This is a genomic window from Candidatus Zixiibacteriota bacterium, assembly GCA_019038695.1.
Classification (GTDB): domain Bacteria; phylum Zixibacteria; class MSB-5A5; order GN15; family FEB-12; genus B120-G9.
The window spans coordinates 97,521-119,025 of the sequence record JAHOYZ010000010.1; the positions used below are offsets into that span (position 1 = coordinate 97,521).

General features: G+C 50.6%; 16 protein-coding genes and 1 riboswitch. Of the genes, 4 read left to right on the forward strand and 12 right to left on the reverse strand.

What is annotated here, in order from left to right; translation table 11 throughout:
• Window positions 1–53: 53 nt before the first annotated feature.
• The 5 genes from KOO62_04490 to KOO62_04510 all read right to left on the reverse strand — a co-directional run bounded on the left by KOO62_04490 (window position 54) and on the right by KOO62_04510 (window position 7,858).
• Entirely contained in the window at window positions 54–1,364 is a 1,311-nt protein-coding gene (locus tag KOO62_04490) for a TolC family protein (GenBank protein MBU8933245.1), read from the reverse strand.
• A complete protein-coding gene (locus KOO62_04495) occupies window positions 1,357–4,539 on the reverse strand; it encodes an efflux RND transporter permease subunit (GenBank protein ID MBU8933246.1) in 3,183 nt (1,060 codons plus the stop codon). Before KOO62_04495 ends, KOO62_04490 begins: the two co-directional genes overlap by 8 nt.
• 8 nt (window positions 4,540–4,547) lie before the next feature.
• Window positions 4,548–5,693, reverse strand: coding sequence for an efflux RND transporter periplasmic adaptor subunit (locus KOO62_04500; protein MBU8933247.1), 1,146 nt, complete (start codon window positions 5,691–5,693; stop codon window positions 4,548–4,550).
• 260 nt (window positions 5,694–5,953) lie between these two features.
• Window positions 5,954–6,403 carry a nuclear transport factor 2 family protein gene (locus KOO62_04505; GenBank protein ID MBU8933248.1) on the reverse strand — a complete coding sequence of 150 codons (450 nt, stop codon included), beginning with the start codon at window positions 6,401–6,403 and terminating at the stop codon, window positions 5,954–5,956.
• 96 nt (window positions 6,404–6,499) lie between these two features.
• A complete protein-coding gene (locus KOO62_04510) occupies window positions 6,500–7,858 on the reverse strand; it encodes an NAD-dependent succinate-semialdehyde dehydrogenase (GenBank protein ID MBU8933249.1) in 1,359 nt (452 codons plus the stop codon).
• A gap of 287 nt (window positions 7,859–8,145) precedes the next feature.
• Here KOO62_04510 and KOO62_04515 point away from each other — a divergent pair, with 287 nt between their 5' ends.
• Entirely contained in the window at window positions 8,146–8,811 is a 666-nt protein-coding gene (locus tag KOO62_04515; GenBank protein ID MBU8933250.1) for a hypothetical protein, read from the forward strand.
• Window positions 8,812–8,879: 68 nt separating this feature from the next.
• Here the strand turns inward: KOO62_04515 and lepA are convergent, their stop codons facing one another.
• The 3 genes from lepA to folP all read right to left on the reverse strand — a co-directional run bounded on the left by lepA (window position 8,880) and on the right by folP (window position 12,438).
• Window positions 8,880–10,682 (reverse strand): translation elongation factor 4, encoded by a 1,803-nt coding sequence (gene lepA, locus KOO62_04520; GenBank protein MBU8933251.1) that lies wholly within the window; start codon window positions 10,680–10,682, stop codon window positions 8,880–8,882.
• 110 nt (window positions 10,683–10,792) lie between these two features.
• On the reverse strand, window positions 10,793–11,554 hold the full coding sequence (gene cdaA, locus KOO62_04525; protein ID MBU8933252.1) for a diadenylate cyclase CdaA: 762 nt from the start codon (window positions 11,552–11,554) through the stop codon (window positions 10,793–10,795).
• Window positions 11,551–12,438: a dihydropteroate synthase gene (folP, locus tag KOO62_04530; protein ID MBU8933253.1), complete on the reverse strand. Its 888-nt coding sequence runs from the start codon at window positions 12,436–12,438 to the stop codon at window positions 11,551–11,553. Before folP ends, cdaA begins: the two co-directional genes overlap by 4 nt.
• A 189-nt stretch (window positions 12,439–12,627) precedes the next feature.
• Here folP and cysK point away from each other — a divergent pair, with 189 nt between their 5' ends.
• Both cysK and KOO62_04540 read left to right on the forward strand, forming a co-directional pair.
• The gene (cysK, locus tag KOO62_04535; GenBank protein ID MBU8933254.1) at window positions 12,628–13,551 is read left to right on the forward strand and encodes a cysteine synthase A; all 924 of its coding nucleotides are present in this window, start codon (window positions 12,628–12,630) and stop codon (window positions 13,549–13,551) included.
• A gap of 30 nt (window positions 13,552–13,581) precedes the next feature.
• Window positions 13,582–14,196, forward strand: a complete 615-nt coding sequence (locus tag KOO62_04540) for a serine O-acetyltransferase (protein MBU8933255.1) — start codon at window positions 13,582–13,584, stop codon at window positions 14,194–14,196.
• A 55-nt stretch (window positions 14,197–14,251) separates the two neighbouring features.
• On the opposite strand, the gene KOO62_04545 is transcribed toward KOO62_04540, so the two are convergent.
• Window positions 14,252–15,214, reverse strand: a complete 963-nt coding sequence (locus KOO62_04545; protein ID MBU8933256.1) for a hypothetical protein — start codon at window positions 15,212–15,214, stop codon at window positions 14,252–14,254.
• A gap of 67 nt (window positions 15,215–15,281) precedes the next feature.
• On the reverse strand, window positions 15,282–16,631 hold the full coding sequence (locus tag KOO62_04550; protein MBU8933257.1) for a sodium:alanine symporter family protein: 1,350 nt from the start codon (window positions 16,629–16,631) through the stop codon (window positions 15,282–15,284).
• A 242-nt stretch (window positions 16,632–16,873) separates the two neighbouring features.
• Here KOO62_04550 and KOO62_04555 point away from each other — a divergent pair, with 242 nt between their 5' ends.
• Window positions 16,874–17,770 (forward strand): DMT family transporter, encoded by an 897-nt coding sequence (locus KOO62_04555; GenBank protein ID MBU8933258.1) that lies wholly within the window; start codon window positions 16,874–16,876, stop codon window positions 17,768–17,770.
• Between the two features lie 63 nt (window positions 17,771–17,833).
• On the opposite strand, the gene KOO62_04560 is transcribed toward KOO62_04555, so the two are convergent.
• Window positions 17,834–20,341, reverse strand: a complete 2,508-nt coding sequence (locus KOO62_04560) for a TonB-dependent receptor (protein ID MBU8933259.1) — start codon at window positions 20,339–20,341, stop codon at window positions 17,834–17,836.
• Window positions 20,342–20,424: 83 nt separating this feature from the next.
• A riboswitch (TPP riboswitch) is annotated at window positions 20,425–20,521 on the reverse strand.
• 191 nt (window positions 20,522–20,712) lie between these two features.
• Complete coding sequence (locus KOO62_04565) at window positions 20,713–21,297, reverse strand: hypothetical protein (GenBank protein MBU8933260.1); 585 nt, start codon at window positions 21,295–21,297, stop codon at window positions 20,713–20,715.
• Window positions 21,298–21,505 lie beyond the last annotated feature (208 nt).

The window sequence follows — 21,505 nt, forward strand, 5'->3', positions numbered from 1 at the left end:
AACACTGAAGATGTAGACGACTGTCAAATCAAGTATTGTTTAGTACAGCTCGGTTAATCAATCTCCAGCGAACCGATGAGTTGTTCTATCTCCAGGCGGGAAATGCGTGCCTGATAGCGAGCAGTAATCAAAGAAGTTTGCGCTTTCGTCAAACTTAACTGGGCATCTCGAAACTCAAGCGAATTAACAATCCCCTGTTCCTGACGTTCTTTTTGCAAATCAAGATTCTGTTGAGCAGTTTCAGCGTTCTGTGCCTCTAGAGTAATGACTTCCATCCTCTGGTGATATGTGTCGAAAGTTTCACAAACGAGTCCGATCAGACGATTCCTGGCGTCACGCAGAACCAACGCCTGGTTGACGGCTTCAATCTTTGCATTTTGCAGCTCTATCCTGTTGCGCCTTCCGTTAAACAGATTTAGAGATAGCGACAGACCAACAGTGGTACTAGTGGTTTGAGTACCGACATCGAGACCCGGATTCAGCCCTGCCGTGCTGTTGGCAGTTTCGTCGGAGTAGCCGTAGTTTGCATACGCAGACAAGTTTGGCAGGAATGATGAACTTGCTTTTTGTACATCACGACCGGTGATTTTCTCGCTCAGCTCGGCTGCCTTTAGACTGCTATTATGTTCCAACGCCAAGTCGTGTACTTGCGTATAGTCCAGCGACAATTCTGGTATGAGGATCTCATTACTAACAGAATATGATGTGGCCGGGTCTTGCCCAAGAAGAACGTTAAGCTGTTGGCGAGCGATATTCACCAGTAACTGTTGGCTGAGAAGAGTCGACTGATCAGAATTGAAAGCCACCTGAGCGTGGAGGAAGTCGGTTGAGGAAGAGCCGCCGAGTTCATTTCGTATACGTTCCCGTCTCAGGCGTGCCTCCGAGAGGTCACGTGTATCACTAGCCACCTGCAGCAGCCGTTCCTGCTGAACCAGGTTGAAATAGGCTCTGGAGATGTTTACAATCGAACCCTCAATCTGATTTCTGGCCTGGTACTCACCCATCCGGGCCAACTCGTTGAACTTTTTGCGATCGACAAACATCCTGAAGCCGTCAAAAAGTGTCCAGCGAAGAGACAATTCGGCGGTTAAGTTTTCTTTCTCAGATTCAGCACTGGAAGGTGGCAGGTCTATCTCCAAATCGCCGTTGGTCAACCTATAGCCACCGGACGCATCTACTGTCGGCAGGAAGCCAGCCAACCCCAGCCCCTTGTTGTTGTCTGCCATTTGCGCCTGGTTGCGCGCTACTTTAATGTTATAACTATTTTTCAAGCCCAGGGCTATTGCCTCCTCCAGCGTCATCATTGGTTCAGCGCTGAGAGAGACTGCCAACAGTACAGCCGGGAGTAACAGTAGTCTAAACATGGCCAACATCCTTAACTTGGATAGGACTATCAATCATTATGGCTAACTCCTTCACTGCCGGTTCAACCGATTCTGCCGTCACTGGTCCACCCGATAATATACCGGCAAACCTTACCCTGATACTGTTGAAAGCCAAAAATGTTGCTGGCAGAACAATCAACAAAATCAAAGTGCCAAACACTAACCCGTAGGCAACCGCCGCCGCCATCGGTATCAGGAACTGTGCCTGTTTACTTGTCTCCATAATAAGGGGCGCCATCCCCAGAGAAGTCGTAAGAGTTGTCAGCAGAATTGGCCTCAAACGGGCGATTCCCGAATTGAACACCGCCTCCTTGACTTTCTGACCTTCACGAAGGAAGCGATTGATCTGGTCAACAAATACAATACTATCGTTGATGATAATCCCGGCTAAAGCCATCATCCCGGTCGCAGACAGCATGCTTATTTGCAATCCCTGGATTCCATGTCCCCAAATTGCACCCAGAACGCCTATGGGGATTAGCGAGAAAATGATGCCAGCCTGAGCATATGAGCGGAACACCAGGACTATCAGGATAAACATACTAAGGAAAGCCACTGAGAAGGCGTTCCGCATGGAAGTCATCATTTTTTTCTGTTCCCGTGACTGTCCTTCAAACAGGGCAGTAACTCCATGTACCTGGCTTAGCACACGAGGTAGAACTTCCTCTTCAATCTCGGCCAGAATCGGCGGCAAATCATCTTTGACGTTTGCCTGGTTAGCTTCAACCTTGATCTCGCGTTTCCGATTCAGATGGTTTATCTGTGTAAGGCCACGCTCAATCGTGTACTCAGCCAGTTCGCTAAAGGGGTACTCAGTTCCATTGGGAGTGCGGATACGCATCTGATCCAGAATCCCAAGGGCTGCCCGATCCTCAGGGCTGTAACGCACCCACACCTTTATCTCATCCCGACCACGTTGAATTCGCTGAATTTCCTGTCCGAAGAATCCCTGACGTACCTGCCCGACAACTTCCTGCAACGTCAGCCCCAAAGCATGAGCGCGGGGCTTCAAAGCAATGTCGATTTCCCGACGACCTCTCTGATCACTATCGGTGACATCCTTCAACGACGTGAAGTCCTCCAGTTCGGTCTTAAGCAACGAAGCGGCCTTGGCCAGTTGTTCAACATCATTTCCCAGAAGACTTACCGAAACCGCCTTACCGAAATGCCCGCTCTTCCCAAAAGTAATATTCTGTGCCTCAGGCACCTGCCCCACAGCCTTTTGGATGCGACGAGCTACTTCGAAACTCTCCATCCCTCTCTGTTCGCCATCGAGAAGGCGAAGAAACAGGCGACCGGCGTGACTACCAGTTTCCCCAAAATCATTACTGCCGATATCTCGTTTAATAGATACGATAACATCAAGTCCATCATCTCGCTCGTTCTTCAGCTCTTCATTAACTTCCCAACAGACATCTTCTATTGTCGCCAGAATTGCATCAGTGTCTACCTCCTGCCGTCCGGCCACAAGAGAGATATTGATCGGGAATTCATCACCATCAACATTCGGGAAGAAAGTAACCCCGATAAGACCACCGCCCAGCAAACCAACCGTGATCATAACAGCAGCCAATGGCATTACTAACACCATCCACTTTCGCCGCAACGCGGCCCTCAGTACCGGAGCATATATTTGATAGGTAAAATGCTTGATGACTTTTTCTATCTTTTCACGAATTGCTGGAATGTTCCTCTGGGGTTTCAGCCCCCTGGAGTGAGCCAGATGCGACGGTAGGATAAGAAATGCTTCGACCAGCGAAAAAAGAAGCGAGGCGATGACTACCAGGGCTACCTGCCAGATCATCTCACCCATGTTACCTTCAAGGTAGAACATCCCCATGAAGACAATAATCGTAGTCATGACTGACGTAAAAACCGGCGCAATCACCTCCATCGTACCATCAATTGCCGCCTGCAGCGCAGGTTTACCACGTTCAAAGTGAGCAAAGACATTCTCTCCGACAACGATGGCATCATCAACTAAAATACCCACCACTATGATCATACCCATCAGGCTCATGATGTTGACCGTGATCCCGGCGGCGTTGGCAATAATGAACATCCCTGCGAATGAAAAGGGGATACTTGCTGCCACCCAAAACGAGAGTCGCAAATTTAGGAAAAAACCAAGACAGATCATTATCAGGACCAGCCCGATCAACCCATTCTTGACCAGCAACGTGATACGCTGGTTAAGTGGTATGGTCAAGTCCCGGAGAACCGCGACCTTCACAGTCTCGTGAGTTTCATTGAACCGGTCCACAATCTTATTGGTCCGATCAGCGATTGCCAGAATATCCTCATCCTCGGTCTGGTTGATATCAAGTACAACTGTGTACTGGCCGTTGTAATACGACTTGATTGGAACATCCGCCCACTGTTCCCTGACAGTAGCAACGTCCCTTAAATGAATAACAGTGCCGTCGGGATTACCGCGAACCGGAATATCCAGCAGATCATCGGCATAGTAGTCTCTCCCCCAGGCACGGATAAGTATCTCTTCATCGTCACTGTCAATTTTGCCGCTGGAGATATTAACATTGCTCTGACCGACAGCCTGACGGATTTCATCGAACGTCAATTGATAACGACGCATGTCCGCTTCGGAGACTTCGATTGAAAACTCGAGCGCCGGAAGACCTGCGAGAGTGACCTGAGAAATCTCATCGGTAGCCAGCAATTCGTCACGCAGTTCCTCAGCCATGTATTTCAGGTTGTGCCGGTTCGTTTCACCATAGAGTCCAATCGACTGTGATCGAGAACGAAATTTCTGTTCGTAGATAACCGGCTTCTCGGCATCTGCGGGGAAAGAGTTGATCCGATCAACCGCGTTCTTGATATCGGCCAGAACCTTGTCGATGTCCGACCCCAGAACCAACTCCACAGTAACAACACCCGAATTTTCCCGCGAAACAGACGTAACCCGTTCTACTCCCTGCAGACCGTCGAGATTCTCTTCTATCTTGAGGATTACTCCCTCTTCAACTTCTTCCGGGGCAGCGCCTGGATAGACAACCTCAACACTTATGACTTTGGGTTGACTTTCCGGAAAGAAGGAAAAGCGCATCTGTGATAGCGCCAACGCCCCGTACAACAGAACGCCGGACATGAGAACGGTCACCCAGATGGGATACCGTATTAGGTAGGCAACCACTCTCTGCATCAGTGTCCCCGATTTTCATTTGACATTGTGCGCGGACGGGCCGGCATTCCCGGAGCTACTCCCTGCATAATTTCCACTACCAGCGTGTCATCGTTCTTGACGCCATTATCAATGATGACCCGGTCGGGTTCCCGGCGGACAATCGTAATAGGGCTGCGTTCCAACTTACCATCGGCAATCAGATAAACATACCTGTCTTCATATATCGCTCTGGGCGGGACAGCATAGGCATTGTCGATGCTATGACCAGGGATACGCGCCTCAAGGAAAGTCCCATTCAACAATGCGGTTCCCGGTCCATTGTTCATAGATACAAATACTTGTACAGTCTGTGAGCGGGTGTCAATGTCACTTCCTGTCCGTGTAATGCTCCCAGTCCATTGACCCGGGATCTCGGTTGAAGTGAACGTAATCAATTGCTGTCGATCAATCCATTGGATGTCCTTAGCTTCCACCGGCATCGCTATTTCCATCTGCTCAAGGTTGATGATCTCCCCCAGCAGGGTACCGATTCGAACCGAAGAGCCAACCCGCAAGTTGGCCGATACGATTGAGCCGTCAAAAGGAGCGTAGAAATAGTGCTTGTCGAGCAGAATCTCCAGATTGCGAACAGAGAAGTACAACTTGTGGACATTGAACCTGGATAGAAACAGTTTAACCTTCGGATTGCTTGTCTCCGGAAGAGGCGCAATCTTCTTGTTGAACTGACAAGAATTGAAGTAATCCTGCCATACTTGATATTCGTCTGGAAAATCAACTTTGATCTCAGGAAGAACTGTAGCCAAGGCCGTCATTAAGTCACTTAACATACTATTCAAATTGAGGTGAGCCTGGCGATCATCGATTTCCACCAGCAAATCACCCTTTGAAAAGGACTGGGCCGGCTTGAAAGGAACTGTCCCCGGCTGAAGGGTACCGGCAACCTCAGCATGAAGCAACACTGGTTGAGAACTGGTAACCCTTCCGTAGGTAATAATCCTGGTCTGAACGGGTTGTAACTGGACAATCACGGTTTCGACCATCTTCGTTCGAATCTCCGGTGACCGCTTGGGCGTTCCTGACTTCAGGCTTAGCAATGCCCACATACCCAAAAAACCGGCCACAAGTATCAGTAGTGACAACGTTATCCTGGCTGGTAGTTTCATAAGTTTCCTTTCAGTAACCGTAAACGCGCTACAACTCTACTATTACCACTGACTGCTGTCAATCAATGGATCGCAGAATACTCAGTTTATAGCGCCACAAACTCCAAGACTAATTGTTCAGGACAGTCTCATTCAAAACAGTATCATGTACAACTATTCAAGAGGAGATAAGTTCCTTCGAACCTTCTTCAGCACCTCTGCAAGGGGAAGCATATGTCTACAGCACCGCCTTTCCCCGGATTCGAGGATCCCATCCTTTTTTAGCTCGCTTCATCATCGGAAGAACGGTCAGTCGGTGACGAAAAGTGCATTTGCACTATGACCCATCGGGCATTGCGCTTCTCAAGTACACCAGTCCAACGAACATCCTCCCAATTGGCGGTTTGACCTTGCCATTCGTTGTAGTCATCCAGACGGGCATGATACCAGGCCACATCACCAGACCGAGAGAGATTCACATGGAGGTCCTTGATTTCATAACTGACTGCCTTGAATTCCTCTGCCATGAAAAATGACTCTGTTAGATTGACAAAGGCTTGACGGCCATGGATCGTGCCATCATCTCGAGGACAGAAGTAGAACAACTCCTTGTCATCGGCAAAACAACCAAATAGCAATTCCTTGTCCTTATTCGCCGCCCAGCCGATACTGGAATGGATGACGGTTTGAATCTGCTCAATTTCGGCATTAACATTAGACTGCTGATTCATATTTGTACATCCTCCTGCGATGATTATTGAAAACACGACTGTAAATAACCACTGTTTCCTCATAGTTCCTCATCACCTATCGTTCTTAGAGTGCAATCAGGCAATCCAGATCGTCTTGATATTGACAAACTCCTTGATTCCGTAGTGTGATAGTTCCCGACCATAACCTGATGTCTTGATACCACCAAACGGCAGTCGCGGGTCTGATTTGGACATTCCGTTGACAAACACCGCGCCAGCCTCAATCCGCCGAGCGACAGACTCGGCCCGGTGGAGATCTCGCGACCAGACACTCGATGACAAACCGAACGGGGAATCATTGGCAACACGAATCGCCTCATCGGTGTCCTTGACGCTAATGACCGCCGAGACAGGTCCAAACGTCTCCTCGCTATAGACGGCCATCCCCGGCCTAACGTTGGTCAACACTGTCGGCAGGTAATAAGCACCGGGAAGATCGGCGCGTTTGCCGCCACACAGCAGGCGCGCACCAGCTTTAATTGACCGCTGCACCTGATCATCAAGTTCTTCCAGTAAATCCATCCGAGCCAACGGTCCAACCTGGGTAGTTGGGTCCAGTGGGTCACCGATTTTCATGGATGACAGTATTTCTGCCTGCCGCGATGCAAACTCCTCAACCAGTGACTCAACTACGATAAACCGTTTGGCCGCTATACAGCTCTGCCCCTGGTTAATCATCCTCGCCGTTGCCGAAGTCGTCACACACGTGTCAAGATCGGCATCTTCAAGCACTACAAATGGATCCGATCCACCCAGTTCCAGTACAGACTTTTTGATCATCCGTCCGGCAGTAGATGCAACTTGTTGCCCGGCTGGTTCGCTGCCGGTAAGAGTGACAGCTTTGACGAGTTGGTTCGTGATGACCGCCTCAACCATTCGAGCAGGAATGAGAAGCGTTCTGAATAAATTCTTCGGGAAACCAGCCTCACGGAATATTTCTTCAATCGCCAACGCGCAACCGGGCACATTCGAGGCGTGCTTGAGAACTCCCGCGTTGCCGGCCATCAGGGCTGGAGCGGCAAACCGCATCACTTGCCAGAAGGGGAAATTCCACGGCATCACCGCCAGCACAATCCCAAGCGGCTCAAAAGCTACCAAACTGCGGCTGGCGTCTGATTCGATCTCTTCATCGGCCAGGAAACGCTCAGCATTGTCGGCATAGAAATCACAAACCCAGGCACACTTGTCGACCTCAGCCAAAGCCTCGGTGATCGTCTTGCCCATTTCCAGAGTCATTATCTCGGCGTACTTGTTTCTGTTCTCGCGCTGGACCTCAGCAGCCAGATGCATCAATTGACTGCGGTGCGAGAACGATGTTTCTCGCCAAGTGTGAAAATCTTCGTCAGTATCGGAAATGATCTGCTTGATTTCCTCGGGGCTGTGCTCCTGATATTCTTTGATTAGTTCGCCGGTAGCAGGGTTGATTGCTTTCATCTTGTCCTCATTCTGAAGGAGCCTCGAATCGCTACACACGTCGTGGTTCTCGGTAGTATGGTAGTATTGATAAGCCAGTCTCGTCAAGGACCAACAGGTCAAACTGGCTCAGTTTCTCCTCAATATTCACAGGCCTTTAGTGCTGCCCACGAGAAGAACCTTGACACCATCCCTTTAGCCGGGTTTTTTAATAACTGTCTTTGAAACGATTCTCGATGGTGAGGTATGTTGTGAAATCACAGTCCCTTGTTCTCCTCTGTTCATTGGTTATTGTATCTTTGGGTTGTATGCTTTCCTGTTCGGATGATCCCACCGGCCCGGGGGAGGTTGCAATTGATTTCCCGAACGAGATTGGGTGGCACTGGAAGTATGAACTCAATCGAGTGAAGGAATTCGATACCACCATCGTTGACGTGAATATTGTTCTTGATACAACGGGTGCGAACGGCAAGCCGGCTACCATGTGGGTACTTGATTATCACGGGGTGCTGGATACAATAGTCTACCAGATTGGCGACAGTGTCTACACCTTCATTGGCATTCTGCCTCCCAATGATACGTGCCTCGTGAGCATCAATGGTGATTCGGTCGTTATTGTCAACCGCGGCTTCTTTGATTTCGAACGCATCATATATAAGTATCCGTTTGAAATCCCCATGCAATGGAGGTGGACCGACAGCTGGGGACGAACCGATCACGTGAGCGAGGTGATCTCAGTTGGTCCGGTGGAAGTGGGAGAGAAAGCGTTCCCGAACGCCGTTCGGATCGAAAGCATCTTCTATCCTTCCATGATCATCAACTGGAGCTATATCCGCACATCTGTTTGGCTGGTACCGGATGTGGGGATGGTGCAAGCTATTGAAAACAAAATCAAATATGACAATGCTACGCAGACCGAATCGTATGTCGAGATCAACGTGTGGAAGTTGATGGAGTACAAAGCTCCAGACTAACCGCAGGGATATTCGATGTCATGCTTCGACTCCGCTCGGCATGATAAAACTGAACGCGGTCTTACTCCTCATCGTTCGATCTTGAGGGCGGCCAGGAAGGCTTCCTGGGGGATCTCCACTTTGCCGAACTGTTTCATGCGCTTTTTGCCCTCTTTTTGCTTTTCGAGGAGCTTACGTTTGCGCGTGATGTCACCACCGTAGCATCGGGCCGTGACATTTTTTCGCAACGGCTTGACGGTGGCACGGCTGACAATCCGGCTACCGATAGATGCCTGAATGATAACCTCGTACATCTGGCGCGGGATGAGCTGACGCAGTTTTTCGTTAAGTTCCCGCCCCCAGCGATAAGCCTTCTCGCGATGGATTATTACTGACAAAGCATCAATTGGATCACCGTTGACCAGAATATCAAGCTTGACCAAGTCCGACCGGCGATAGAAAGGCAGATCATAATCAAACGACGCATAACCGCGACTGACAGATTTCAGCCGGTCGTAGAAATCGAAAATTATTTCCGACAGGGGAAAGACATAGGTGAGGCTCGCCCGAGTAGGTGAAAGATATTCCGTAGTCTTATATTCACCGCGACGTTCCGTGGCCAGTCGCATTATGGGGCCGATGTAATCCGCGGGAACAATTATCTGTGAATCAACAAACGGCTCTTCGATCTTTTCCATTTCCTGCGGGGACGGCATCAGTGCCGGGTTGTCAACTTTCAGCATGTTTCCATCGGTCGTATGGACGTGATATTCAACATTCGGGACCGTATTGATAATCGTCTGTCCGTATTCACGGGATAATCGTTCGGTAATGATTTCCATGTGCAGCAATCCGAGAAACCCGACCCGGAACCCAAACCCCAGAGCTGTCGAAGACTCCGGGGTAAACACCAGCGAGGAATCATTGAGCTTGAGTTTATCCAATGCCTCACGAAGCTGAGAGAAATCCTCGGCGATGGCCGGATACAGCCCGGAGAAAACCATTGGCTTAACATCAACAAATCCGCCAAGCGGTTCGTTGGCCGGCCGATCGACGATAGTAATGGTATCCCCAATTTTGGTGTCAGTCACTTGTTTGATAGAGGCGAAAAGATAACCTACATCACCGGCCGAAATCATCTCTTGAGGAAACAAGCCCAGTTGCAGGAACCCGGTTTCATCGACCTCGTAAGTCTTGCTGGTTGACATAAACCGAACGCGATCACCCTGACGCAACGTTCCATTGATAATCCTTACCAGCGGCATAGCTCCCCGGTAGCTGTCATAGACAGAATCAAAGACCATCGCTTGCAGCGGCGCCTCCGGGTCTCCCTTGGGCGGAGGAATAACCCTCACAATAGTCTCAAGCAGTTCATCAACACCGGTTCCCATCTTGGCTGAACAACGAAGCACGGAATCTGGAGTACAGCCCAGTAAATCCACCAGTTCAGCAACCACCTTGTCAGGCTGAGCATTGGGTAAATCGATCTTGTTGACCACCGGAAGAATTTCCAGATCGTTATCCATCGCCAGGTACAGATTCGACAGAGTTTGCGCCTCGATTCCCTGGGAAGCATCAACAACCAGAATAGCCCCCTCGCAGGCAGCCAGTGACCGGCTCACTTCGTAGGTAAAATCGACATGGCCGGGCGTATCAATCAGGTTGAAGCGGTAGACCTTGTCGTCTGCAGAATGGTATTCCAGACGGATAGCGTGCGCTTTGATTGTGATCCCACGTTCCCGTTCCAGGTCCATCGAGTCCAATACCTGGTTCCGCATCTGGCGTTTGGAAAGAGTCTCGGTAGCCTTAAGAAGCCCATCCGCCAGCGTGGATTTGCCATGATCAATGTGGGCGATAATCGAGAAGTTTCGGATTGTATTCAGGTCGTGCATAGGAAGTTGCTCGCGCCACCGTCCATAGAGTTTTTGTCAGCCATTCTTCGGACCGTGAACATACGTCCCCGATACGGATTAGTCAAGATGATCGCCCCGGTCTTGCAGGATTAGCGGGCAAGATACTTAGCCAGCCGGTCCCGGAATTCTGCTTTCTTGATGTCGGTCTCCAGTGCTCCCTCATGGGCGATAGAGATACCGGCGGTCTCTTCTGATACGACAACCACGACCGCGTCTGAGACCTCAGAGACGCCAATAGCCGCCTTGTGCCTCATCCCATATAGTTTGCGGAAGCGTGGATTGGTAGTCAACGGTAGAGAAGCTGCCGCCGCAGTGACAAACTCGCCCGAAACGATCACAGCGCCATCGTGTAAGGGTGTATAGGGAGTGAAAAGCGTAACCAACAGTTCGAAGGACAACTCCGAGTTGAGCCCCTTGCCAGTCTCCGCAAAGTTCCGCAACCCCGTACGACGCTCAATGACAATCAACCCTCCATAGCGCAACTCCGAAAGTCTGAGTACGGCACGAGAAACCTCCTCGACTGTGTGTCGTCGTTCGAGCATAACAAACCGCCGCAGGAGGCGATTCTGTCCAAGTTGAGCCAATACCCCACGAAGTTCCGGTTGAAAGACAATCACCAGCACGATCAGGCCGAACGTAGCCAGGTTGGAGAACAACCAGGTGACCCCTTCCAGTTGGAACCAGTAGGCAATAAAGGCCACGCCGAAGATCAACCCCAGCCCGATGATGATCTGCGCCGAGCGAGTACCTTTTACCAGCTTGAAGGCCTGATATATGATAAACGATACCAGCAAGACATCGAAAACGTCCTTCAGACCAAACTTGATAAACTCGTAACTGAATACCGTCATACTGTCTCTCTTACTGCCTGCGTCACTTTCAGCGCCTCAACCGTGAGAGCGACATCGTGAACGCGAACTATTGCAGCCCCATTGATCACGGCCGTTACAGCCGCCGCGATGGAGCCGCCTGTCCGCTTATCGGCGGTTTTGTCGCTGGGATGCAACATGCCGATGAATGACTTGCGAGAGGCCCCAATCAGGATTGGCAATCTAAACGAAGTGAACCGCCGTACCCCGGCCAATATATCAATATTGTCGGACAACCGTTTGCCAAAGCCAATACCCGGGTCCAGAATCAATCGTGACTTGTTAATTCCAGCGTTATGACAAGACTCGATCCGTTCCTCAAAAAAAGCCGCGATTTCCTCGACGCAATTCAGATACGAAGGAGCCTGTTGCATATCAAGAGGCGTTCCCAACATATGCATAAGAATGACCGGTCCACTCGCTTTGGCGAGTATAGCCGCCATGTCCGGATCGAATCGCAGAGCGGAGATGTCGTTGACCATGACTGCCCCCGCCTCAAGCGCTGCTTTGGCTGTCTGGGATTTGTAGGTGTCGATGGAAATCGGTATTTGCGACCGTTTGTGGATCGCCTCGATTACCGGTATCACCCGTTGCAATTCCTCATCAAGAGACACCGGCTCGGCACCCGGACGGCTCGATTCACCACCAATATCAATAATGTCTGCCCCTTCATCTTCCATTCGACAAGCAGCAGCCACAGCTTCGTCCTCAGAAGAAAAACGCCCGCCATCGGAAAAAGAATCCGGAGTAACGTTGAGAATCCCCATCACCAGAGGCCGTGACAGCCCAAGTTGCCGACCGTCGGCCAGACGTAATACCGGCTTGATTTCTTCCGATCCGGTCAGATGGTGTTTAGCAATAGTCATCAATTGCATAATAGTGAGCGTATCTCACCAAATCAAGAGGGAATTGACCCACCCCTGGGTTGGGAACAAACATGGACTTATTATGTTGTTTATTAAGTATAAGATTAATACCATCTGCGGACTGTGATTACTGGTGATTCGGTGTAAGGGAAATCCCCGGTTGGTTCGATATTATGTAGATAGGAGTGTATTATGATATTCGACAATATTGCTGAGGCTGTAGGCAGAACACCTTTGATCCGCCTCAATCGATTGACCTCCGACCGGGACGCCACCGTGTATGTCAAAATGGAGAGTTTCAATCCGGGTGGATCAGTGAAGGACCGGATAGCAGTAGCCATGATTGATGCCGCCGAAAAGGCTGGCAAGCTCGGTCCCGGAATTAAAATTGTAGAACCAACTTCGGGTAATACCGGTATCGGAATCGCCATGGTGGCTGCGACGCGTGGTTATCAATGTGTTTTCACAATGCCGGAGACGATGAGTCTCGAACGCCGGTCGCTCCTGAGAATGTATGGCGCCGAGTTGGTCCTCACGCCCGGTCCCGAGGGGATGAAGGGAGCCATTGCCAAAGCCGAGGAACTCGGCGCCAAGGACGGCTACTTCCAGTTACAGCAGTTCTCAAACCCTGCCAATCCGAAGATTCATCGACTGACTACCGGGGTGGAAATTATCGAGGATCTCGGCGATATCCCTTTGCACGCCTTTGTCGCCGGAGTGGGCACTGGAGGAACAATCAGCGGTGCAGGGCGCGCTGTTAAGGATAAATATGATTGCCGGGTTTTTGCCATCGAGCCGGATCAGTCTCCTGTGCTTTCCGGCGGCGATCCGGGACCACATCCGATCCAGGGTATCGGAGCTGGATTTGTTCCTGACAACTACGACAAATCGGTAGTGGATGAAGTAATTCGGGTCAAGAACGAGATTGCTTTTATGACCGCTCGTGATCTGGCTAAGAAAGAAGGACTCCTGGTAGGTATATCATCCGGGGCCATTATCTGGGCTGCACTTCAGGTGGCGCGTGATCTTGGACCGGGGAAAACAGTAGTAACGATTGCCTGCGACACTGGCGAACGCTATCTTTCGACAGTCCTGTTCGCCGAGGAAACGTAAACCACCAGAGCTGAGGATTTGCTGAGAATAATGCTACCCATCATTGAGGACATCAAAGCGACGTTTCGCAATGATCCGGCCTGCAAGAACATTGAGTTCCTGCTCTATCCCGGGTTTCACGCGATATTTGTACATCGGTTTATTCATATCTTGTACCGACTGCATATACCCTTCATCCCCCGGCTGCTCTCTCAAATCGGTCGGTTCCTGACCGGTCTTGAAATCCATCCGGGAGCTTCGATTGGTTCCGGTTTCTTTGTCGATCACGGAGCCGGTGTCGTAATTGGTGAGACGACTATCATCGGGAAGAACTGCGTCCTCTTTCATAATGTGACTCTTGGCGGGACCGGTAAGCACACGGACAAGCGCCACCCCACGCTCGGAGACAACGTTTTCATCGGTACCGCCGCCACTTTGCTGGGGCCAATCACGGTGGGTCATAATGTCAAGATCGGAGCCAATAGTTTCATCGTGATGTGTGATGTGCCGTCAAATTCAACCGTAGCAGGAACACCGGCCCGAATCATTAAGAAGAATGGCACCCGTTGTGATGAGCCTCTGCCACGCACCGTCGAAACTCCGGGAAACGGAGTTGCTCCAAAGGGCGATAAATCCAATAGCGACGTATCATCCAAGTCTTTGTAGTTCAGGACCCTTGTGGTCCTGACATTTGCGTCAGGAGGGCAAGCCTTATGATCTACTACGGCACCCGTTCTACATTGAGAATCTGACCGGGGCCGGCGTCGAACAACCAACGCACTTCGCCATCCTTGAAATCATAATAGACAAGTTGCATGACAGGGGCCTTTCTTCCTGACCGGCCCGCCATATTGCCGATGATGAATACGTCATCCCCCAAGGAGTAGATAGTTCTCTCGAACTTCAAATTAACTTCAATCCAGGCACGAACGCGAAGTTGGTCGTCGAGGAGTTTCAGTTTCCGCTCCGGCTTATCATACACCATTATCTCTGGACTGTTCAGAGGAATGATCGGACGATCGCCATGAGGGATTGTATCTATCGCGCTGGATGCGATATTGAACCTCAGTACCGACTCACCATTCCGGTAGTATGCATTTTTGCCTTTGTAGTCTAAGGAAAACTCCCCGAGGCAGTTCCCGGAACGATTGTCATCGCATGAATCGACGAAGATAAGAGTGTCGTTCATCTCGTCAAGAATGCAGATGGCAATCATGTGGTCTTGAGTGCTACTCATACCTATAACATACATGAGAGCAGTCAGTCCTTTGGGAGGATAGCACGAATGCGTATATGGGCTAACCGAGTATGAATCGAAGCCGAACTTCTCGACGAGATCCTGGTCCCACCCGTGTAGCTTAAGCAGCTCCCTAAGGATCGAATTGTCAGTATTCTTGAGCGAGAGCTTCCGCTTGCCAGGGTTGCCATAAATGTCTGGCTCTTTATCGCAACCGCAGAACATAGTTCTCCGCTCATCCCAGTAATCCCTCTCGATGGTGTACGAAGAGCCATTCCATGTATCGAAAACTTCAACGACATCTCCTTGATCACCAAACCCAGTCTTGTTTTCCAAGTATTCAATCCTCAGTCGTGGGTCTTCGCCTGCGCAAACCTCGGACCAGATGGCACAGCACAGCATACATAGTACTGCGAGCAAGATGAACCCGACATATCCGTTCTTCACAAAATCACCTCCGAAATTAGCCCAGTAGGGCAATCCGCCCAGGCGGACTGACCTACAAGCTACGACGCTACAGACCCATTCGCTGATAGTAGTCTTTCACAGCCGCTACGACTTTTCCCGACAGAAGCAACGCTCCGGTTAGAGTTGGAATAGCCATCAGGGCAAAGCAGGTGTCAATGATATTGACGACAGTATCCTGTCCCAGCCAGGCCGCCAGGGGCAGGCTCAAAAGGTAGACGTAGACATAGTAGCCGCCAACCTTGATCCCAAAAAGATACCGGGCGCATTTGAGACTGTAGTAAGAATAGGAGATCATCGTCGACACCGAAAACAACACGACGATCAGCGTCAGTAGATACCGACCGAATGGTCCCATAGCCGCTGTGAAAGCATTCACCGTCACAACCACCGCTTCACCGGAACTGCCGAGTTCCCCACTTAATACGCCCGAACTCAGGATCACCAATGCTGTGAGTGTACACACCAGGTTGGTATCGAGGAACGGCCCCAGCATGGCGATCAATCCCTCGCGCACAGGTTCTTTGGTTTTGGCCGCACCATGCGCCATCGGGGCGGTACCAACACCCGCTTCATTAGAAAACGCCGCTCTTCTGATCCCGGTTTTCATTACTTCGGCAAAGGCCACTCCCGCTCCGCCGCCGAGCAACGCCTCACCTCCGAAAGCACTCTTGAAGATGGAGGCAAAGATATCCGGCACAGCCGAGGCGTTTGCCAGTACGATGAATATCGCCGATCCAATGTATAACAGAAACATGGCAGGAACCACTTTGGCGGCAACTACGCCTACCCGTTTGATGCCACCCAGAATGACGATCCCGACCAGAATCATGCAGACTACACCCGTGCCAACGCGATCCCAGCCGTAGTCGGCATGGAGCAAACCTGAGAGTTGGTTGACTTGAAAAAGTGAGAGGCAGCCGATCATGCCGCAGATAGCGAACAGTATGGCCAGCGGTTTGAAGTACTTCCCCAATCCAACCTCGAGGTAGTACATCGGCCCGCCCTGATCGACGCCGTTCTCATCTTTTTTTCGGTACATCGTAGCCAGGGTGCAGGTGAAGAACTTTGTAGACATACCCACCAGACCGGCAATCCACATCCAGAATATAGCGCCCGGTCCGCCTACGGAAATTGCAATCGCCACTCCGGCAATATTCCCCATACCAATAGTGGCCGACAGGGCCGAACTCAACGCCTGAAAATGACTGATTTCGCCGGGGTCATCTTCCCTGTCATACTTGCCGCGTAGAATATTAAAGGCGTGTCTGAGACCGCGAAAAGGGAGAAAACGGCAAGCCGCAGTGAAATAGATCCCCGCTCCTACGAGCAACACTACCAACGGCAATCCCCACGCAATGTCTACCGCGGTGGACCAAAAGCTCTCAAACTGTTCCAAATGTATCCTTTGAAGTTGGGAGGGTAGTCCTCCTGGAGCATTCTTGGTTATAGTCTTTCTAATAAGCCAGAGATGACAACGCTTGGCAAGGTTTTAGCGAGTACATTCGAGAGCATACTTGAGAAGAACTCTCAAATGTAGTACCTTCCGGTTCATTAATCCTCTGCTCCCTTTGCGTAATTGTCTTTGGGATCGAGACATATTTAACGAAGGCCAGGAGCCTCGGTTGTGATGGACGAGCTATGACTGGATTTGAAAATTACATTGGCGAAGCCTGTGCACTATCAGCCGCCATAGTATGGGCGTTGGCTGTCATTTTCTTTCGTAGAAGTGGCGAAGCAGTCCACCCGATCGGCCTGAATATCTTTAAAAACATTCTGGCCATGATCCTGCTTGTCCCAACCGCATGGCTCTTTGGTGAAACACTTCTGCGGCCGACCCCAGTTGAAGATTACCTGTTGCTTCTGCTAAGCGGTGCACTCGGGATTGGTATTGCTGATACTTTGTTTTTCAAAAGTCTCAACATATTGGGTGCAGGAATGTCGGCTATCGTAGACCTGCTCTACAGCCCGGTAATTATCGGCCTGTCAATCCTGTGGTTGGGGGATCAGTTGAACTTCTGGCAGGTGGTCGGGGTGCTCATGATTCTCTCAGCCGTATCGGCCGCGGTGGGCGAACGAAAAAACAACCAGGTCGATCGGCGGCAAATGCTAATGGGTGTCCTGTGGGGTGCGCTGGCAATGCTTTCTATGGGGGTTGGAATCGTCATGGTCAAGCCGCTCCTGAACGTCTCACCGTTAATATGGGCCACCGAAGTTCGGCTCATCGGCGGAATGGCGGTTCTTGCCGTTGTGTTGATGTTTCATCCCTCACGCCGAGCTATCGTTACCTCTATCGGGACGCGCCACAGATGGGGATACATGGTGACCGGATCGATCCTGGGTGCTTATGTCTCGATGATTCTCTGGCTGGCGGGAATGAAATTCACCCAGACCTCCATTGCCGCGGCACTCAATCAGACCACGAACATTTTCATATTCATCTTTGCCGCCTTGATTCTGAAAGAGCGCGTAACGCTTATAAAATCAATCGCAATTGTTGCCGGTGTGATCGGAGCGCTGTTGGTTACGTTCGGCTGAATGAACAAAATCTATAGAACCAACAGCAAGCTGATGGGCCACCCAGAAAACAGGCGACGCCTGCTAAAACATCTCCAGCTTCACCTGCGCATAGAACGACCGTTCCGGAGCCACAAAATACGCCGCCCAGCCTTCCATTGTAGGTTGCGATTGGCCGACATCGCGCGTAGCCCAGTTCTCGGCATAGGAAGCAATAGCTTCGTATTTCTTGTCAAACATGTTATCAACTCTGCCGGAAAACGTGAGCCGTCCCAGATCAAGAAATTCGACCACAGTCGCAGAGATCGACAGCGATGCCACGAAGGTTGGATCAATAGACAACTCCTGACTGTTCCACAGGTCGGCATACTGGCGTCCGATCAATTGTCCGTGCCATGTTAACCGCAACCAATCGTGCTGGAAATCGGCCGTAACGTTGCCCAGGTACTCCGGGAAATTGGGCAACTTGCGATTCTTGTAGTTCACTACCCACATTTCGGTGATGGTCGGTTCAGAGTCAACATCGACTTCTATAGTGTCGGGGTAATCCTTGATGCGGTTTCGATTGTACGAGAAGTTACCGCTGATAGTAAATTCGTCCATCGGTTTGACAGCACCCGCTAGCTCTATACCCGAATGATAAGAACCATTAATGTTGATCGTCGCTTCACGGCCTTCGTGATTGCCGGCATACTGGACGATCTCATTTTGGAAATCCATGAAGAATAGATTGACGCCAAACGAACAACGCTCTTTCTGGAAGTGTCCGCCAAGCTCGAAATCGTAAACTCGTTCCGGATCGGCAACGGGATCACCAAACTTGTAGATAGTATTCGCGGACGTTCCCATCGAGTCGAGCACTTCCAGCGAGGGAAACTTACCGGGATCATTGGCATCATAGATATCGTCATCGGTCGGTGTCCGCGATGCAACGGCGGCATTCGCATACAAGCTAGCTTGATGGTTTAGCTGATAGGTCAGACCAATTCGTGGCGAGAAGAACAACCAGTCCACATCAAACGAATGTCCCACGAACTGACCAATCTTATCCTGATCAAGAGAATACCGGTCATACCTGATCTGGGCCGTTAACTGAGCAGCGAGCCGATCAGTCAGCCGGTAATACTCTTGCGCGAAGAACGACGCTACTTGCTTATCAGCCGCATGGCGGTAGTATGTATGCTGCGGGACAATAGCACTGGTGACCTGCTCCGCCCAAACAACCTGACCCCAATGTTCCGAATTGAACAAGTAGAATGATCCGCCCAGCGAATGCGTTCCGCGTTCGTGTTCGATATCCAGACGTGGATTCCAGCCGTACTGACTTTTTCCTACCCACTTCTGAAGCACTATGTCGCCGTACTCCACACCACCGGTAACGGACGCATCAATGTTGTACTCTGCATACTCGCGCCACAGCTTGAGTTGTTCATAGTAGCCGTTGCCACGAATGTAATACAGGGTGTTGGTCAGAGTAATGGCGTCGCTAATCTCATACCGGTTGTGCAGTTGGTAGTGCGGCTGGTTGAAATTGTCGGTGTAGTTGTTGTAGGTCAAGTCATCCCAACCAGCGATACCGAAGTTCGCTCGTCGGTCCTCCTCGAGTGTTTCACGTCCTGCACCATAATAAGCCAGGTGCGCGCGAACCGGACCGCCGTAGAAATGCAGCTCGGTGGTCATCCTCGGATCCAACCGTGCCACCGAGAAGTAGTAGGACCAGCCCCTATACCAACTGTTGTGCCGATAACCGCCTGTTTTCTGTTTGGAGAACCGCCCCCCAAACAACCAGCGACCATCAACAAGACCAGATGAGTACTCAAGGCTCTGTTTGTAAATATCGCTGACCGATTTCCCTCCAGAAGTGTATTCTCCATAGCCAGCCGTCATTGTTACTTTACGTTCACGATTAAAACCGGTCGTAACAATATTGATTGCTCCGCCAAAGGAGGCGTCACCGTACAATGAGTTCCCGACCCCACGCTGAACCTGAACATCAGTGATATTGGCTGCCAAGTCCGGCAGATCAAAGAAATACGTCGCGTGGTCTTCCGGATCGTTAAGCGGGACACCATTGATGTAAGTGGCAATGCGTTTGTCGTCAAAGCCACGTATCCTTATTGATGAATACCCCAGCGAAGACCCCGCCTCGGAATATGTGTAGAGGTTAGGAGTCATCTTCAGAAGCAGAGGGAATTCCCCAACTGTATAGTCGCGGTCGATTTCTTCCTCGGTCAGGTTTTCAAAAGCAATCGGTGTTATCCCGACTGTTGCCCGATCGGCCGTCACTATGATTGAGTCCTGTCGGTAATACTTCCTTTCCAGAACGACTGTGGCCGGGACTTCGCCAGCTTTGAACTGGCGCGACTGATAACCCACCGACGAAAACGTCACATGCTCTATCATTGGTTCCACTGCCAGCTCGAAAGCTCCCTCGGAGTCGGTGATTGTGCCAACACTTGGCACATTGGTGGAGACAGAAACCCTTGCCAGAGGATCGCCATCGGAATTGGTGACTTGCCCTGAGATAGTTTCTGCGGCGACGGGTGAGGTCAGTACGCCGAGCATTAGTAAAAGAAGAAGCTTGCTTCTCATGACAGTAACCTCGCGTTAAACATTAACGTTTCAGCAAGATTCCGTCCTGAATCGAAAGGCGTGTCGATTTCGACACTGGGATGCGGTCAACATCGCCGTTTCCCTACGCCGGTATTACCCGGATCAGGTCGAGGGGGTATGTTCTCAGGCCGTGGCTTTGGGCCACCCCCAACGGAACGTCTATTTCAGGTGGGAATATCGCGAAAGATATGAAGGAAGGCAAGGGGTTTTGTGGATCACAGTTCAACACGGAGCGAAAGAGCAATCGGTCATTGGACTCGCAGAAAATAAAAACCGCCGCTGCGTATAGCAGCGACGGTATCGCACACGGGTGTCACACAAGGAAGTACACCAATGGAGAGTGGTTGCTGTCACTCTCCGGGAAGATTATCCTGAGCATCGCTGGTTTCCTCGGCCAGTTTAGGCCGTTCCAGATCAAGCTCACGACGCAGCAATTCCTGGTAGTCACCGAAAAGACGGAGTTTGTTGCTAAACGCCGTTGAGCGTGATATCGTCCCGGCAATACGCTGCTTGGCCTTGATGAGGGAGCGAGTTTTCTGAAGATTGGTTGGGTTTATAGGAACCTCCATGCTCGACTGGTGTATGCCATCAATTTCCAGGGGATGGCTTAGCCGCTCCTGGTTCGAATGAACAGATTTTTCTTCACACTCATCAAGGTACTTATATGAACGCCCAAGATCGGACATAATTATGGACATCAATTCCTGCTCCCGCTGAAAAACCAAATCCCGGCGTCCCTTCAGAGTGGCATCGTGCCAGAGATCGACAAAGTGAGTCAGTTTGACTATTGTAGCGGCTGAAGGTCGGACATCCTGCCAATCCTGATTAATTTGCTCCAGATCGTTCCGGTCTTTATCTGACTTGTCATTCGCCAGGCCACCAGTTGCAGCCAGTAAAACCACACTGCCTATGATTACTGCCATTTTCCAACTCATGCCGTCTCCTTTCGAAACGTCTATTACTGACATCTATCAGATCAATATGCGTGCCGATAGGTGATATCCCGCCGGTAGGGGCGATGACGGAGCCCGGCAGGGTGTGTCGTGATAATGAATATGGGGGAGCCAGAGATACTATGGGGATTTTCCCCTAGTAAATTTCAATCGAACTCGATAATGAAAGGGGGATGAATCAGTCCTCGGC